Here is a 14,735-nt window from a genome sequence, read left to right as displayed (position 1 = left end):
GATTTCCGATTTGTGTCCCTCGCCGACCGTCTTCCCCTCCGCCCGCAAGCGGGAGGAGGGAGCAGTACAGGGCAAGCCGTGAAAGCGATCCGCTACATCTACGTCGTCGTGATGGATGCGTTCTACACCTTCCTTGCCGATGACGGCTGGGCGATCGCAAGCCACATCGCGCTGTCGACGCTGATGGCGCTGTTCCCGTTCCTGATCGTGCTGACCTCGCTCGCCGGCTTCTTCGGCTCCAAGGAACTCGCCGACCAGGCCGCCAGCCTGATGCTCCAGATCTGGCCCAAGCAGGTCGCCGATTCGATCTCGGGCGAGGTGCATGACGTGCTGACCACGACCCGCACCGGCCTTTTGACCATTGGTGCGGCGCTGTCGGTCTATTTCGCCTCCAACGGCGTCGAGGCGCTGCGGGTCGCGCTCAACCGCGCCTACGCGGTGGTGGAGATGCGGCGCTGGTACTGGCTGCGGCTGGAATCGATTGCCTACACGCTGATTGCCGCCTTCACTGCCCTCGCGATGGCGTTCCTGATCGTGCTCGGTCCGCTGATCATCGAGGCCGCGCGGCGCCACATTCCGCTGTTCGTCGAATCGAACGAAAGCATCCTCACCTGGCTGCGCTACGGCATCACCATCGGCGCGCTCGTGGTTGCGCTGTTCATCCTGCACGCCTGGCTGCCGGCGGGACGGCGCAGCTTCCTCCAGATCATGCCGGGCATCATCTTCACGGTGGCGGCGTCGCTGGTCTCCGGCGTCGTCTTCGGACAGTATCTGGCGCGCTTCGCCAACAACTACGTGACCATGTATGCGGGGCTCGCCTCAGTGATCATCGCGCTGGTGTTCCTGTATTTCATTGCCGCGATCTTCGTTTACGGCGGCGAGCTCAACGCCGCGATCATCAAGTCGCGGCTTCCTCATGGCGTGTCGCTTCAAGCAGCGCAGTCGCTAAAGCCCGCGGAGACACAGGCTTGACCAGGAAGGCGTCGGCGCCGGCCGCGCGCGATGCTGCCTCGTCCTCGCCGCGGCCGGACACGCCGATGATCGGGATCCGAGCCAGCGGCGTCGACAGCGCGCGGATTCGCCTGATGGCCTCGATACCGTCGATGCCCGGCAGCACCATGTCCATCAGCACCGCGTCGAACGCGCCCTGCTCCAGCCGGCCGACCGCGTCCTCGCCGCGCCCGATGAACTCGGCTTGATGGCCGAGCTCGGTCAGGATCGTGTTGAGCACGACGCGGCCGAACGGATTGTCCTCGACGCTGAGCACGCGAAGGCCCGCGACCGCCTCGGGCCCACTACCCTTCGCCTCGCTGCTCTTGTCCGATCCCGAGGCGTCCAGCGACACCGTCAACGTGAAGGTGGCACCACCACCACGGCGCGGAGCGACGGTGATGTCGCCGCCCATCGCACGCGCCAATTGCTTGACCGAAGAGAGCCCCAAGCCGGCGCCGCCGAAGCGCGAGGCGATGGTGACATTGGCCTGGGTGAACGGGCGGAACAGCCGCTTGATCTCCGCCATGGTGAGGCCGATGCCGCTGTCGGACACCGCAAAGGAGACACCGACCCTGCCCTTGCGCTTTGCTTTGGCTTTGGCTTTGGCTTTGGCGGGACGCCACGGCTCGACTGCGAGCGCCACGCCGCCCTGGTCTGTGAACTTCACGGCATTGTCGATCAGGTTCTCGAGCGCCGCGCGCAGGCGGACGGGATCACCGACCACGAGTCCAGGCAGCTTGTCGGAGATCTCGACCTCGGCCTGGAGACCTTTGGCCGCGGCACGGCCGGCCAGCGAATCGCCGGCGCTGCGGGCGAGCGTCCGTAGATCGAACAGGTCCTGCCGCAGCGTGCTGCCGCCCTTCCCCGTTCCCTTGCCGGTTCTGGCGGCATCCACGAACAGCGTGGCAAGGCTCGCCAGATGCTCGGCACCGGCCTTGATGGTATCCGCCCACCGCCGCTCCCGTTCACCGAGATCGGAGGTCGCGAGCAGATCGCTGATCGCCAGAATGCCGGTCAGGGGGGTGCGGACCTCATGGGCAAAGGCGGCCAGCGCCGCCTGGACCACGTCGGGCGCGACCACCTTGGCACTGCGCTTGCGCACCTTTCCGGCCGTCCCGGACCGCTTCCGAGGCAGCCGCCTGGACGTCCGCGTGGTGCGCACTGGACGCGTTTTCGCCGCCATGAATCCCCTTCGAAGTACTCTCTTCGAACCCCGCGCAGACCGAGCATGGCACGGAGGAACCCCCGGAGTCACGGCGACGTTTTGCTAACCCCCAGAGAAACTTAACCTAATCCCACCAGCTGGCGGACGCGGGCCGGCGTGATGCCGGACGCGCGCAAGGCGCGCAGGCCGGTCGACCGGCTCGATTTCGACAGCTTCCGGCCCGCCTCATCGCGAATCAGTGGGTGATGGCGGTAGGCAGGCTCGGGCAGGCCGAGCAGGACCTGGAGCAGGCGGTGCACCGAGGTGGCGTAAAACAGGTCCTGGCCCCGCACGATCTCGCTGACGCCCTGGAGCGCGTCGTCGACGACCACCGACAGATGGTAGCTGGTCGGCGTCTCCTTGCGGGCCAGGATCACGTCGCCCCACGCCTCCGGCCGCACCGGCACGATGCCGCGCTCGCCGTCCGGTCCTTCGCCGTGCTCATTCCAGCTCAGACGGGCGGCACGGCGGCAGGCGGCCTGCATGTCGAGCCGCAGCGCATAAGGCGCGCCTGATGCGATCAAATGCGACCGTTCGTCAGCCGACAATGATCTGGCCTCGCCGGGATAAAGCGGCGCACCGTCGGGATCGCGCGGCCACGGCCCGTCCAGCTCGCGCGCGGCGACGAGCCTTGCTATCTCGGCCCGGCTTTCGAAAGCCGGATAGACGAGACCGAGCGCGGAGAGCCTTTCCAGCGCGGCGCGATAGTCGGCAAGATGCTCGGACTGCCGTCGCACCGGCGTTTCCCAGGCAATTCCGAGCCAGGCGAGATCCTCGTAGATCGCCGCCTCGTATTCCGGCCGGCAGCGCGTCGCGTCGATATCCTCGATCCGCAGCAACAGCCGCCCGCCGGTCTCCCGCGCGCGATCGAAGTTGAGCAGCGCGGAATAGGCGTGGCCGAGATGCAGCAGGCCGTTGGGGCTGGGGGCAAATCGGAAAACGGGTGGCATCTTGCGACAGATCTCGTCATGGCCGGGCTTGTCCCGGCCATCCACGTTCTTCGGTGCCGCCTGCCGATCATGTCAAGGGCGCCGGACAAACACCACGGCCACCGCTCATGCTAGACAATACGTCGTGGTGAGAAAGACGTGGATGGCCGGGACAAGCCCGGCCATGACGTCGGAGAGAGCTTGTCGGACCATCATGACCATCCACCTCGAAACGCAGTCCGATCTTGAAGAGGCCGTCCACGCGCTGATCAAGCGCGATCCGCGCCTCAAGCCCGTGCTCGAGATCGCGGGCATGCCAACGCTGCGGCGGCGCGAGCCGGGCTTTGTCGGCCTTGCGCACATCGTCTGCGGGCAGCAGCTCTCGACCGCGAGCGCCGCGGCGATCTGGGGGCGGCTGTCGGCCGCGTTCGATCCGCTCGACCATGATGCGGTGCGCCGCGCCCGCACCGACCGGCTGGGGCGGCTTGGCCTTTCCGCCGCGAAGATCAAGACGCTGAAGCATTTGGCACGCGAAATCGCCGCCGAGCGACTGAACCTCGACGTGCTCGCGGAGGAAGATGCCGATGCCGCCCATCACACGTTGATCGCGCTGCCCGGCATCGGTCCCTGGACCGCCGACGTCTACCTGCTGTTCTGCCTCGGCCACGGCGATGCTTGGCCGGCCGGCGACCTCGCCGTGCAGGAGGGCATCCGCATCGGACTCGGTCTGAAGGCGCGGCCGACGGAGAAGCAGATGGCGCCGCTCGCCGAACCTTGGCGACCGCTGCGCGGCGCGGCCGCGCATCTGTGGTGGAGCTATTACCGCGCGGTGAAGAAGCGCGAGGGCGTGCTCGCGGGCCAAGCCTGACCATGACAGATGCGGTGTCCCGGACGCGGTGCGGCACGAAGTGACGCGCCGCAGAGCTGGGACCCACGAGCGTCGCGAGATGGATGGGCCCCGGACGCAGCGTAACACTGCGTGCTGCGCTGCGTCCGGGGCACGAGACCCTAACCGCGCAGCCTCGCGCGGTCGGCCCGGGCGCATTCGGCGACGAAGTCTACCACGGCGCGCACCGCCGGAAGCTCGACGAGGTCGGGATGGGCCAGCAGCCATAGATCCGCGACGCTGGCGAGCTTGTGCGGGGCGACACGAACGAGATCGGAATAGGCTTCGGCGACGAAGCACGAGAGAGCGGAGATTCCGATCCCGGCGCGGACCGCCGCCAGCATGTCTCCCTGGGACGAGCAGCGCATCACCACCCTCGCCTGCCGCGTGACGACGTCGCTCCAGCGCGCGAGCTGCGCATTGGACGTCTGGTCGGCGAAGCCGATGACGCTGTGCTCCTTCCACTCGCCACGCCGTTCGGGCAAGGACCGCCCGGCGGCATAATCGCGCGAGGCATAGAATCCCGTGCCGAGACGGCCGATCTTGCGGCCGACCAGGTTTTCCTCACCGCTGTCGAAGGGCCGCAGCACCACGTCCGCCTCGCGACGGCGCACGCTCGCCGGAAACGGATGGGTGATGATCTCAAGCTGGATATGATCGTGCGCACGCAGGAAGGCGGGCAGGCGCGGCATCAGCCAATGCGAGGCCAACGTCGCGCCGATCGACAGCTTGACGATGCCCCGCGCCTTGTGTCCTCCCGCCGCGACCGCGGTCTCGGCCCGTAGCGCCGCGGCCGCCATTGCCTCGGCGTGCTCGCGCAACGTCCGTCCATCCGCGGTCAGCGCCAGGCCGTCGGCGGCGCGCGCCACCAATCGGGTGCCGAGCTGGGCTTCCAGCGCCGCGATCTTGCGGCTGACGGTGGGATGGCTGGTGTGCAGCCGGCGGGCGGCGGCGGTGAAGCTGCCGGTATCGGCCACCGCGACGAAGGTCTTGCAAAGGTCCCAGTCCATCGGACGCCCTGTTCACATCTGAATGACGATCCGTTCATTATTGAACGGCCGGAGCGCGCCGTCCAACCTTATAGTGGGATCAAATCCGCAAACGCGGGCGGCCATCCGCCCGCGCGACAATCAACAGGGAAACGCCTCGTCATCCGCCCGCCGGCGGGGGCCGCGTTTCAGGAGGACATGATGGCGCTGCCCACTCTCTTGAAGGATGCACTCGAGCTGCCCGTGGTCGGCTCGCCTCTCTTCATCGTTTCCGGACCGGAGCTGGTGATCGCCCAGTGCAAGGCAGGCGTTGTCGGCTCCTTTCCCGCGCTCAATGCCCGCCCGGTCGAGAAGCTCGACGAGTGGCTGAGCCGCATCGAGGACGAGCTCGGCGAATACAAATCGCGCAATCCCGGCAAGAAGGTTGCGCCCTACGCCGTCAACCAGATCTGCCATGCCTCCAACGACCGGCTGATGAAGGACATGGAGACCTGCGTAAAGCACAAGGCGCCCATCATCATCACCTCGCTGCGGCCACCGGCGGAGATCGTCGAGGCCGCGCACTCCTATGGCGGGCTGGTGTTCCACGACGTCATCAACGTCAAGCACGCGCGCAAGGCCGCCGAGCAGGGCGTCGACGGCCTGATCCTGGTCTGCGCCGGTGCGGGGGGACACGCCGGCACGCTGTCGCCCTTCGCGCTGGTGCGCGAGGTCAAGCAATGGTTCGACGGCGCGATCCTGCTGTCGGGGGCTATCAGCGACGGCTTCGGCATCGCCTCCGCGCTGACGCTGGGCGCCGACCTCGCCTATATGGGCACGCGCTTCATCGCGACGCAGGAAGCCAATGCCGACGCAGCCTACAAGTCGGCACTGACGCAGCACGCCGCGCACGACATCGTCTACACCAACCTGTTCACCGGCGTGCATGGCAACTATCTCGGCCCTTCGATCGCTGCCGCCGGACTGGACCCGGACAACCTGCCGGCCGCCGACAAATCGAAGATGAATTTCGGCTCCGGCGGCAACATGAAATCGAAGGCCTGGCGCGACATCTGGGGATCGGGCCAGGGCATCGGCCAGATCACCGATGTCCCCCCCGTCGCGGAGCTCGTCGATCGGATGAAGGGTGAATTCGATCAGGCCCGGCAGGATTTCCTGATGCGCGTCAGCGCCTGACGTCTCGAACTGGCAAAAAAGGGAGGATGCAATGAAGCTGGCAGCCACACTGATCGGCCTGTCCCTGCTGGCGCTCGCCGGCGGCAGCGCCCATGGCGAAGGCAGCGACGAGATCCGCATCGGACAGACCCTGCCCTATAGTGGGCCGGCATCCGGCTTCGGCGCGATCGGGCGGACGCAGGAAGCCTTCTTCGAGAAGATCAACGCCGAGGGCGGCATCAACGGCCGCAAGGTCAAGTTCATCACGCTGGACGATGCCTATTCGCCGCCGAAGACGGTGGAGCAGACCCGCAAGCTGGTCGAGCAGGACGAGGTTCTGATGATGTTCGGCTCGCTCGGCACGGCCACCAACAGCGCCGTGCAGCGCTATCTCAATGGCAAGAAGGTGCCGCAGCTGTTCGTGCTCTCCGGCGCGACGAAATGGGCCGAGCCGCAGAAATATCCGTGGACCATGCCCGGCATGGCCGCCTATGAATCCGAAGGCGTGGTCTATGCCAAGCACGTGCTGCGCACCAAGCCCGGCGCGAAGATCGCCATCCTGTCCCAGAACGACGATTTCGGCCGCGATTATGTCGCCGGCTTCAAGCGCGCCCTCGGCGACAAGGCCGCGAGCATGATCATCGCCGAGCAGACCTACGAGACCAGCGCACCGACGATCAGCTCGCAGCTCTCGACCCTGAAGGCATCGGGTGCCGACGTGCTGTTCGGCGTCGTGCTCGGAAAGTTCACCTCGCAGATGATCAAGGGCGTCGCCGAGATCGGCTGGAAACCCGAGCTGTTCTTCGTGCCGACCTCGGCCTCGTCGATCTCGTTCCTGGAGCCGGCGGGGCTCGACAACGCCGTCGGCCTGATCTCGTCGAGCAATCAGAAGGACACGATGGACCCGCAATGGGCCAGCGATCCCGGCGTGAAGGAGTACTTCGCCTTCATGAAGCAATACATGCCGAACGCGGACCTCTCCAACTCCAACTACGGGGCCGGCTACCACTACGCGACGCTGCTCATGACCGTGCTGAAGGCGTGCAAGGGTGATTTCAGCCGCGAAAACATCATGCGCCAGGCCGCCTCGCTGAAGGAGGTGAAGCTGCCGCTGCTGCTGCCGGGCATCACCGTTTCGACCGGGCCAGACGACTATCTGCCGTTCCAGCAGCTTCAGCTCCGGCGCTTCAACGGCAAGAGCTGGGTGGGCTTCGGCGACGTGCTCGACGATCGCTGACTTCAGTGCAACAGGGACGGACCATGATCATCAGCGGCGAACGCCGGATCGGCTATGACGAGATCCAGGCGCGCATCAAACGCGCCGCGAGCGGCCTGCGCACCCTCGGCGTTGCCGAAGGCGCGCCGGTCGCGATGATGCTGCGCAACGACTTCGCCCTGTTCGAGGTGGTTGCGGCCTCGGCCGCACTGGGCAGCCCGGTGGTGCCGATCAACTGGCACCTCAAGGCCGAGGAGGTCCGTTACATCCTGGCCGACAGCGGCGCCAGGATCCTGGTCTGCCACGCCGACCTGCTGCCGCAGATCCGCGGGGGCATTCCCGAGGATATCCGCCTGCTCGTCGTCGCAACCCCGCCCGAGCTCGCGGCGACATTCGCAATTCCCCCCGAGCTGACCAAGGTCACGGCGGGATCGATCGATTGGGACCGCTTGCGCGACGGCCATCCGGAAATGCAGGAGCCGCCGCGCCGGGCCGCAGCGATGATCTACACCTCGGGGACCACGGGCATGCCGAAGGGCGTGCGGCGCATGCCGATGCGGCCCGAGCAGGCCGCCGCCTCCGAGCGCGTCGGCGCGATCGCCTATGGCATCAAGCCGCGCGAGGACCAAATCGTGCTGATCAACGGGCCGATGTATCACTCGGCACCGCATTCCTACGGCATGATGGCTTTCCGCAACGGCTGCACCATCGTGCTCCAGGCGCGGTTCGACGCCGAGGAGCTCTTGGCGCTGATCGAACGCCACCGTGTGACGCACATCCACATGGTGCCGACCATGTTCGTGCGCCTGCTCCGCCTGCCCGAGGCCGTCAGGCAGCGTTACGACCTGTCGTCGCTGCGCTTCGTCGTGCACGGCGCGGCGCCCTGCCCGCCCGAGGTGAAGCGGGCCATGATCGAGTGGTGGGGACCGGTCATCAACGAATATTTCGGCTCGACCGAGACCGGCATCCCGGTGTGGCACTCGGCCGAGGAGGCCCTGAAGAAGCCCGGCACGGTCGGCCGCGCCATCGAAGGCGGCATCGTCAAGATCTTCCGCGAGGACGGCAGCCTCTGCGGCGCCAATGAGATCGGCGAGATCTACATGCGCCAGAGCGCGGTGCCCGATTTCGACTACCACGGCAAGGCGCAGGCGCGCGCCGAGGCGGGGCGCGACGGTCTCGTCAGCGTCGGCGACGTCGGCTATCTCGACGAGGAAGGCTATCTATTCCTGTGCGACCGCAAGCGCGACATGGTGATCTCGGGCGGCGTCAACATCTATCCTGCCGAGATCGAGAACGTGCTGATCACCATGCCCGGCGTCCGCGATTGCGCCGTGTTCGGCATCCCGGACGCGGAATATGGCGAGCGGCTGTGCGCCTGCATCGAGCCCGATTTGGCCGAAGAGCTCTCAGCCGCCGCGGTCCAGGCTTTTCTGCGCGAGCGATTGGCCAATTTCAAGGTGCCGAAGGAAATCCAGTTCCTGGATGCGCTGCCCCGCGAGGCGACCGGGAAGATCTTCAAGCGCAAGCTGCGCGATCCCTATTGGGCGGACCGAGGGCCGGGCGGGGCTTAGCCGGCCCCCACCGAATCCGGGCTTGAAGCATCGCCCGGCATATTCCGTCCGAGCAGGGCCGCATGCCTGCCTCGCTCGGGTCGCCCGCTTTTGGCGGTCCGCGAAACCGTATAGCGTCAGCCTCAGAGGAAACGCCGCAAAGACGGCCATGAGGTCGCGCATGCTGGACAAGACCAAGGATATTTCCGTCTCCGCACAGGCCTGGCTCGATGAATTCGAGCGCGCCCTGGGCAAGCCTGATAGCGCCACCCTGAACCGCCTCTTCCTCGTCGACGGTTATTGGCGCGATGTGCTGGCGCTGAGCTGGAACCTGCAAACAATCGCTGGCAGCGACACAGTCGTGCAGCAGCTGACGGCGCTCGCGCCCAAAGCCGCTCCGTCTCATTTCAGGATCGCGCCCAACCGCGCGCCGCCGCGCTGGGTGACGCGCGCCGGTACCAACACCATCGAAGCCATCTTCGATTTCGAAACCGGGCTCGGCCGCGGCAGCGGCATCCTGCGGCTCGTACCTGACAGCACCGACGGCGACCGGTTGAAGGCATGGACGCTGCTGACCGCGCTCGATGAGCTCAAGGGCTTCGAGGAACAGCTCGGCGCCGCGCGCCCGCGCGGCCAGGCCTATTCACGCGACTTTCGCGGGCCGAACTGGCTCGACCTGCGCAATGCCTCGCGCGACTATGCCGACCGCGATCCAGCCGTGCTGGTGGTCGGCGGCGGCCAGGCCGGGCTCGCGATCGCGGCGCGGCTGAAGCAATTGAAGGTCGACACGCTGATCGTCGATCGCGAGGCGCGGATCGGAGACAACTGGCGCAAGCGTTACCACGCGCTGACGCTGCACAATCAGGTGCAGGTCAATCACCTGCCCTACATGCCCTTCCCGCCGAGCTGGCCGACCTATATTCCAAAGGACAAGCTCGCCAACTGGTTCGAAGCCTATGTCGATGCCATGGAGCTGAACTTCTGGACCGGCACCGAGTTCGAAGGCGGCGCCTATGACGAGGCCAGCGGCCACTGGACCGTGACGCTGCGCCGCTCCGACGGCAGCAAGCGCACCATGCATCCTCGTCACGTGGTGATGGCGACCGGCGTCAGCGGCATCGCCAATGTGCCCGATATCCCGACCCTCGACAATTTCAAGGGCGCGCTGGTGCATTCCAGCCGCTACGAGGACGGCGAGAACTGGACAGGCAAGCGCGCCATCGTCATCGGCACCGGCAACAGCGGTCACGACATCGCACAGGATCTTCATTCCAGCGGTGCCGAGGTGACGCTGGTGCAGCGCTCGCCGACGCTGGTCACCAATATCGAGCCGTCGGCGCAGCTCGCATACGCGACCTACAATGAAGGCACGCTCGAGGACAATGATCTGATTGCGGCCTCGATGCCGACGCCGCTCGCCAGGAAGACGCATGTGATGCTGACCGAGCAATCCAGGGACCTCGACAAGGAGCTGCTCGATGGCCTTACCCGCGTCGGCTTCAAGCTCGACTTCGGCGAGGCCGGCACTGGCTGGCAGTTCAAATACCTCACCCGCGGCGGCGGCTATTATTTCAACGTCGGCTGCTCGAACCTGATCGTCGAGGGCAAGATCAGCCTCAGGCAGTTTTCCGACATCGAACGCTTCGTTTCAGGGGGCGCGCGGATGAAGGACGGCTCGACCATTGCGGCCGACCTCATCGTGCTCTCGACCGGCTACAAGCCGCAGGAATATCTAGTGCGAAAGCTGTTCGGCGACGGCGTCGCCGACCGCGTCGGCCCGATCTGGGGTTTTGGCGAGGGTTTCGAGCTGCGCAACATGTATGCGCGCACGAAGCAGCCCGGCCTCTGGTTCATCGCCGGCAGCCTGGCGCAATGCCGGATCAACTCGAAATATCTCGCGCTGCAGATCAAGGCGGTCGAGGAAGGGATTTTGGGCGGCAGGTGAGCTCGGCTTGAACGCCATCGTCATTGCGAGCGCAGCGAAGCAATCCAGACTATATCCGCGGACAGATTCTGGATTGCTTCGCTGCGCTCGCAATGACAGCGTGGAGAGGGCGTCGCGCCGACGGCCAAATTGAGGGAGATCACAAATGCCAGCCATTCTCGGCAGCGGCGAGCATCGCTACCGCGTCGTCGAAAACTTCGCGAAATTGCCGGAGGGCTGGCAGCTCACCGACGTCGCCTCGGTCGCGGTCGACCGCAAGGATCGCGTCTACGTCTTCAACCGCGGCGCCCATCCGATGGTGGTGCTGGACCGCGACGGCAATTTCCTGCGCAGCTGGGGCGAAGGACTGTTCTCCCGTGCGCATGGCCTGCACATCGATGCCGACGACAACCTTTATTGCACCGATGACGGCGACCACACGGTGCGCAAATGCACCACCGACGGCAAGGTGCTGCTGACGATCGGCATCCCCGCAAAGCCGGCGCCGTTCATGAGCGGCGAGCCATTCCACCGCTGCACCCACACCGCGCTGTCGCCGAAGGGCGAGATCTACGTCTCCGACGGCTACGGCAATGCGCGCGTGCACAAATTCACCCCCGACGGCAAGCTGATCAAAAGCTGGGGCGAGCCGGGCACCGATCCCGGCCAGTTCAACATCGTGCACAATATCGCCACCGATGCCGACGGCTGGGTCTATGTCGCCGACCGCGAGAACCACCGCGTGCAGGTGTTCAACGGCGAGGGCAAGTATGAGGCGCAGTGGAACAACCTGCACCGCCCTTGTGCGCTGTGCTGCTGCGGCGGGCCCAAGAACCCGACCTTCGTCATCGGCGAGCTCGGCCCCGGCCTGGCCATCAACCGCAATGTGCCCAATCTCGGCCCGCGGCTGTCGATCGTCGACGCCAGGGGAAATTGCATCGCGCGGCTCGGCGGCGAGGAGGGTCCGGGTGTTGCCAGCGGCAAATTCCTGGCGCCGCACGGCGTCGCGCTGGACTCGAAGGGCGATATCTATGTCGGCGAGGTCGGCGTCACCAACTGGGAGACGAGCTTTCCGGACGAGGAGATGCCGCCCGTCGTGCGCGCGAGCCGCTGCTTGCAGAAACTGGAGCGGGTACGGGAGTAGCTGCTACGGCAAGGCCACCCCGCGAAAGGGGTTCCGCGCCGCCGCGAGGCCCGCGGCGGGATCGCGGCATTTTGAGCGCTTTTGCCACCCCGCCGCCGCATTGCTTGCGCCTGAATAAGTCGCTCAACGGGCTTCACAATCCCGTCACGCTGCATGTAGTATGTCAACACATGCTGCTTCGCAGCGTATATTGGAGGCCGGGAGCGTTACTTGAACGCACATGTCTCGCAAGGCAGTTGGCCGGTGTTGGTGCTGAATGCGGACTTCCGGCCGCTGAGTTACTACCCACTGTCGTTGTGGTCGTGGCAGGACGCGATCAAGGCGGTGTTCCTCGACCGCGTCAATATCGTCGCTCACTACGATCAGGCGGTCCACAGTCCCACCCTGCAGATGCAGCTGCCGAGCGTCGTCTCGCTCAAATCCTTCGTCAAGCCGACCACCCACCCCGCCTTCACCCGGTTCAACGTCTTCCTGCGCGATCGTTTCGCCTGCCAATATTGCGGCTCGCCCGAAGACCTCACTTTCGATCACATCATCCCGCGCAGCAAAGGCGGCCAGACCACCTGGGAGAACGTGGTCGCGGCGTGCTCGCCGTGTAACCTGCGCAAGGGCAATCTCACCCCGGCGCAGGCAAAGATGTTTCCGCGCCAGAACGCGTTCGCACCCACCGTGCACCAGCTGCACCGCAACGGCCGTCTCTTTCCGCCGAACTACCTGCACGACAGCTGGCTCGACTATCTGTACTGGGATACGGAGCTGGATCCGTAGGGGCGAGCCTCCGCGCCTTATCCCCGCTGCAAGGCGAGCGTCACGCCGCCGAGCGTGAGCGCCATCGCCGTCCATTCACGCAGGCCCAGCGGCTCGCCCAGGATGATGGCGGCGGAGACCACGCCGATCACGGGAACGATCAGCATGCCGGTCGAGGCCGTGGTCGGTGGCAGACGGCGCAGCGTCTCGAACCAGGTGACGTAGCAGATGCCCATCGGCACCAGCGTCATATAGACGAAGCAGCCGAGCCCCAGCGGGGTAATCGCAGTGATATCAGGACGCTCGAACAGGCCACCGAGGATCAGCATCGCGGCGCAGCCGAGACCGACCTGCCAGGCGACGACGACCAGCGGCGGCATCGGCAGCGGCTTGCGGTTGAGCACGTTGCCGAGCGCGAACAGGATGGCACAGAGCAGCGCCAGCACGATGCCGAGCAGCTTGTCGGCGCCGAACGCAAAGCCGTTGCCGCTCAGAAGCAGCGTGACGCCGGCAACGCCAAGGGCCAGCCCGAAAATATCCCTTGCGGCCGGCCGCGTGTGCAGCACCGGCCAGGCAAACAGCATCGCCCAGATCGGCATCGTATAGGCGAGCAGAGCGCCCTCGCTCACGGTGACATATTTCATGGCGACCGTGCCGAGACCCATCCAGGCAAAGACATTGGTGAAGGTCGCAAACAGCAGCCGCGGGATCGCCTCGCGCGGCACGGCGAACGATTCCTTCCGGCTCAGCGCGAGGGTGCCGAGAATGAGGGAGGCGCAGATCCCGGCAAGGCCACGTGCGAACAGGGGCGGCCATTGCTGGAGCAACAGCTTCATGAGCGGCCAGTTCAACGCCCAGCCGAACGCCGTCACGCAGAGGCAAAGAGAGCCGATTGTTCTGTCGCGCCGCGCCGAATCCATGGATAGCGCTTAGCAGGCGGACGCCGGCCACTCTACCTCGGCTGGTGCATGCGGGCCATCGCGCAGGACGGAACCGGACCGCCTGGCGCTCGTTCAAATGGGAGCCCACGCGTCGACGCGTGCCGCAGCGCAACCAGGGAGGCCATCATGCCTGCAGCCGAGAAAGATCATGTCTACAAGATCCTGGACCTGGTCGGATCGTCCGAGACCTCGATCGAGGACGCGATCAAGAACGCGATCAGCCGCGCGTCGAAGACCATTCGCGAGATGAAGTGGTTCGAGGTGGTGCAGACTCGCGGCCACATCGAGAATGGCGCGGTTCGGCACTATCAGGTGACCTTGCGTGTCGGATTCACGCTGGAAGAGTGATTTCATCTTCGCCGTTGCGGCCGACACTTCACCATGCTGACCCAGATCTACGAAATTTCCAGCCCGGACGAAGCGCGCGCCGTCTCGGAGATCGGAATTGATCACGTCGGTATCCTGGTCGGCGACGGCGAATTTCCGCGCGAGCTGCCGCTTGCTCTGGCGGCGGACATCGCCGCTACGATCGTGACGCCGGCAAGATTTTCGGCTCTGTTTCTCACGGCGCGAGCGGCGTTGATCGTCGAATGGGCAAGGATGTTGAAGCCTGCGATCGTTCATCTCGGAGCCGCACCCGAACTGCTCGAGCCCGCAGAGGTCGCCATGATCAAGGCCGCGCTGCCCGATAGTCTGATCATGCGGAGCGTGCCGGTTTATGGCGAGGAGAGCGTCGAGATCGCCCGGAGCTATGAGCACATTGCGGACTATCTTCTGCTGGACAGTCATCGCCCCTCCGACAGGCAGATCGGTGCGATCGGCGTGCCGCACGACTGGAGCATCAGCCGCCGGATCGTCGAGCTGGTCGGCATCCCCATCATCCTGGCCGGAGGCTTGGGTCCTGACAACGTCGCACAGGCCATCCGCGTGGTCGGGCCGGCCGGCGTAGATTCGAAGACAAGGACAGACAAGGAAGGCACGCACGCCAAGGATCTGGCGCGCGTGCGGCTATTCCATGAAGCCGCACGAGCCGCCGGCGACAATTAGCCGGCCTACC

At 65.7% G+C, this 14,735-nt stretch carries 14 protein-coding genes; 10 read left to right on the top strand and 4 right to left on the bottom strand.

All coding sequences use genetic code 11. From position 1 onward, the window contains the following. Positions 1–78 precede the first annotated feature (78 nt). On the top strand, positions 79–972 hold the full coding sequence (locus tag XH96_RS04920) for a YihY/virulence factor BrkB family protein (RefSeq protein WP_194391310.1): 894 nt from the start codon (positions 79–81) through the stop codon (positions 970–972). Here XH96_RS04920 and XH96_RS04915 read toward each other — a convergent pair. Further along, on the bottom strand, positions 899–2,176 hold the full coding sequence (locus XH96_RS04915) for an ATP-binding protein (protein ID WP_194391309.1): 1,278 nt from the start codon (positions 2,174–2,176) through the stop codon (positions 899–901). The two genes, XH96_RS04920 and XH96_RS04915, sit on opposite strands and share 74 nt — an antisense overlap. Before the next feature lie 101 nt (positions 2,177–2,277). Further along, complete coding sequence (gluQRS, locus tag XH96_RS04910; RefSeq protein WP_194391308.1) at positions 2,278–3,147, bottom strand: tRNA glutamyl-Q(34) synthetase GluQRS; 870 nt, start codon at positions 3,145–3,147, stop codon at positions 2,278–2,280. A 193-nt stretch (positions 3,148–3,340) separates the two neighbouring features. Between gluQRS and XH96_RS04905 the strand changes: the two genes are divergently transcribed. Beyond that, positions 3,341–3,994: a DNA-3-methyladenine glycosylase gene (locus XH96_RS04905; RefSeq protein WP_194391307.1), complete on the top strand. Its 654-nt coding sequence runs from the start codon at positions 3,341–3,343 to the stop codon at positions 3,992–3,994. Positions 3,995–4,134: 140 nt separating this feature from the next. On the opposite strand, the gene XH96_RS04900 is transcribed toward XH96_RS04905, so the two are convergent. After that, positions 4,135–5,022, bottom strand: coding sequence for a LysR family transcriptional regulator (locus tag XH96_RS04900; protein WP_194391306.1), 888 nt, complete (start codon positions 5,020–5,022; stop codon positions 4,135–4,137). 180 nt (positions 5,023–5,202) lie between these two features. On the opposite strand from XH96_RS04900, the gene XH96_RS04895 reads away from it, so the two are divergent. The 6 genes from XH96_RS04895 to XH96_RS04870 all read left to right on the top strand — a co-directional run bounded on the left by XH96_RS04895 (position 5,203) and on the right by XH96_RS04870 (position 12,758). Next, a complete protein-coding gene (locus tag XH96_RS04895; RefSeq protein ID WP_194391305.1) occupies positions 5,203–6,177 on the top strand; it encodes a nitronate monooxygenase family protein in 975 nt (324 codons plus the stop codon). Between the two features lie 31 nt (positions 6,178–6,208). Continuing rightward, on the top strand, positions 6,209–7,393 hold the full coding sequence (locus XH96_RS04890; RefSeq protein WP_194391304.1) for an ABC transporter substrate-binding protein: 1,185 nt from the start codon (positions 6,209–6,211) through the stop codon (positions 7,391–7,393). Positions 7,394–7,416: 23 nt separating this feature from the next. Further along, a complete protein-coding gene (locus XH96_RS04885) occupies positions 7,417–8,943 on the top strand; it encodes an acyl-CoA synthetase (protein WP_194391303.1) in 1,527 nt (508 codons plus the stop codon). Positions 8,944–9,103: 160 nt separating this feature from the next. Then, positions 9,104–10,867, top strand: coding sequence for an NAD(P)/FAD-dependent oxidoreductase (locus XH96_RS04880; RefSeq protein WP_194391302.1), 1,764 nt, complete (start codon positions 9,104–9,106; stop codon positions 10,865–10,867). A gap of 145 nt (positions 10,868–11,012) precedes the next feature. Continuing rightward, the gene (locus XH96_RS04875; protein ID WP_194391301.1) at positions 11,013–11,990 is read left to right on the top strand and encodes a peptidyl-alpha-hydroxyglycine alpha-amidating lyase family protein; all 978 of its coding nucleotides are present in this window, start codon (positions 11,013–11,015) and stop codon (positions 11,988–11,990) included. A gap of 210 nt (positions 11,991–12,200) precedes the next feature. After that, a complete protein-coding gene (locus tag XH96_RS04870; RefSeq protein WP_028134115.1) occupies positions 12,201–12,758 on the top strand; it encodes an HNH endonuclease in 558 nt (185 codons plus the stop codon). A gap of 17 nt (positions 12,759–12,775) precedes the next feature. On the opposite strand, the gene XH96_RS04865 is transcribed toward XH96_RS04870, so the two are convergent. Beyond that, on the bottom strand, positions 12,776–13,657 hold the full coding sequence (locus XH96_RS04865; protein ID WP_194391300.1) for a DMT family transporter: 882 nt from the start codon (positions 13,655–13,657) through the stop codon (positions 12,776–12,778). Between the two features lie 147 nt (positions 13,658–13,804). On the opposite strand from XH96_RS04865, the gene XH96_RS04860 reads away from it, so the two are divergent. Then, positions 13,805–14,026: a dodecin gene (locus tag XH96_RS04860; protein WP_124161345.1), complete on the top strand. Its 222-nt coding sequence runs from the start codon at positions 13,805–13,807 to the stop codon at positions 14,024–14,026. Between the two features lie 33 nt (positions 14,027–14,059). Next, entirely contained in the window at positions 14,060–14,725 is a 666-nt protein-coding gene (locus XH96_RS04855) for a phosphoribosylanthranilate isomerase (protein WP_194391299.1), read from the top strand. Positions 14,726–14,735 lie beyond the last annotated feature (10 nt).

Origin of the sequence: Bradyrhizobium sp. CCBAU 51765, assembly GCF_015291725.1 — a bacterium.
In the GTDB taxonomy this organism is placed as follows: domain Bacteria; phylum Pseudomonadota; class Alphaproteobacteria; order Rhizobiales; family Xanthobacteraceae; genus Bradyrhizobium; species Bradyrhizobium liaoningense.
The sequence above is the reverse complement of the archived record's forward strand: the minus strand, read 5'-3'. Positions and strand labels throughout refer to the sequence as shown.

Coding starts and splice junctions, on each gene's coding strand:
- XH96_RS04860 (WP_124161345.1), top strand. CDS start 13,805: ATGCCTGCAGCCGAGAAAGATCATGTCTACAAGATCCTGGACCTGGTC.
- gluQRS (WP_194391308.1), bottom strand. CDS start 3,147: ATGCCACCCGTTTTCCGATTTGCCCCCAGCCCCAACGGCCTGCTGCAT.
- XH96_RS04885 (WP_194391303.1), top strand. CDS start 7,417: ATGATCATCAGCGGCGAACGCCGGATCGGCTATGACGAGATCCAGGCG.
- XH96_RS04875 (WP_194391301.1), top strand. CDS start 11,013: ATGCCAGCCATTCTCGGCAGCGGCGAGCATCGCTACCGCGTCGTCGAA.
- XH96_RS04900 (WP_194391306.1), bottom strand. CDS start 5,022: ATGGACTGGGACCTTTGCAAGACCTTCGTCGCGGTGGCCGATACCGGC.
- XH96_RS04865 (WP_194391300.1), bottom strand. CDS start 13,657: ATGGATTCGGCGCGGCGCGACAGAACAATCGGCTCTCTTTGCCTCTGC.
- XH96_RS04855 (WP_194391299.1), top strand. CDS start 14,060: ATGCTGACCCAGATCTACGAAATTTCCAGCCCGGACGAAGCGCGCGCC.
- XH96_RS04880 (WP_194391302.1), top strand. CDS start 9,104: ATGCTGGACAAGACCAAGGATATTTCCGTCTCCGCACAGGCCTGGCTC.
- XH96_RS04890 (WP_194391304.1), top strand. CDS start 6,209: ATGAAGCTGGCAGCCACACTGATCGGCCTGTCCCTGCTGGCGCTCGCC.
- XH96_RS04895 (WP_194391305.1), top strand. CDS start 5,203: ATGGCGCTGCCCACTCTCTTGAAGGATGCACTCGAGCTGCCCGTGGTC.
- XH96_RS04915 (WP_194391309.1), bottom strand. CDS start 2,176: ATGGCGGCGAAAACGCGTCCAGTGCGCACCACGCGGACGTCCAGGCGG.
- XH96_RS04905 (WP_194391307.1), top strand. CDS start 3,341: ATGACCATCCACCTCGAAACGCAGTCCGATCTTGAAGAGGCCGTCCAC.